General features: G+C 69.1%; 1 protein-coding gene. It reads left to right on the plus strand.

Going from position 1 to position 1,025, the window contains the following annotated elements:
* A partial coding sequence (locus ACF09J_RS36035; protein ID WP_392309666.1) for an IS110 family transposase occupies positions 1 to 1,025 on the plus strand: 1,025 nt, incomplete at both ends.

Consider the following 1,025-nt stretch of genomic DNA (forward strand, 5'->3'; position numbering starts at 1 on the left):
ACTGGAAGCCCTTCTACTACCTGCTGGCCGAGGACTTGAACGTGATCCTGGTCAACGCACGGCAGGTCAAGAACCTGCCCGGCCGCAAGACCGACGTCTCGGACGCGGCCTGGCTGGCCCAGCTCGGCGCGCACGGCCTGGTCCGCCCTTCGTTCGTGCCACCCCAGCCGGTGCGCGAACTGCGGGATCTGACCCGGGCCCGCACCCAGATGACCCGCGAGCGCGGCCAGATCGTGCAGCGGCTGGAGAAGCTGCTGGAGGACACCGGCATCAAACTCGCCGCGGTCGCCTCCGCCATCATGGGCGTCTCCGGCCGCGCCATGCTGGAGGCCCTCATCAGCGGCCAACGCGACCCGCAGGTCCTTGCGGAACTGGCCAAGCGCAGGCTCCGCAACAAGATCCCCGAACTGACCGAGGCGCTGACCGGCCGCTTCCGCGCCCACCACGCGTTCCTGACCCGGCTCCACCTGGACCACTACGACCAGCTCACCGACGCGATCGGGCAGCTGGATGCACGGATCGAGGAGGCGATGGCCCCCTTTCGTCCCGCGCTCGACCTCCTGGACACCATCCCCGGAATCAACCGGGCCGTCGCCGAGGTGATCATCGCGGAGACCGGCGGTGACATGAACCGGTTCGCCTCCGCCAAGCACCTCGCCTCCTGGGCCGGGGTCTGCCCCGGCCACCACGAGTCCGCCGGCCGCACCAAGAGCGCCAAGGTCCGCCCCGGCAACCCGTATCTCAAAGGCGCCCTCGGCCTGGCCGCCTTCGGCGCCGCAAGAACCAAGGACACCTACCTCCAGGCCCGTTACAAGCGACTCACCGCCCGCCGCGGCCCGCTCAAGGCCCTGGTCGCCGTCGAGCACTCGATCATCACCTCGATCTGGCACATGCTCACCGACAACGTCCCCTACCACGAGCTCGGCGGCACCTACTTCACCCAGCGCGACCCCGAACACGCCACCCGCCGAGCGATCAACGCCCTCAACCAGCTCGGCTACACCGTCACCCTCAACCCTCTGGAA

Source organism: Streptomyces sp. NPDC014889 (assembly GCF_043081205.1).
Classification (GTDB): Bacteria; Actinomycetota; Actinomycetes; order Streptomycetales; family Streptomycetaceae; genus Streptomyces.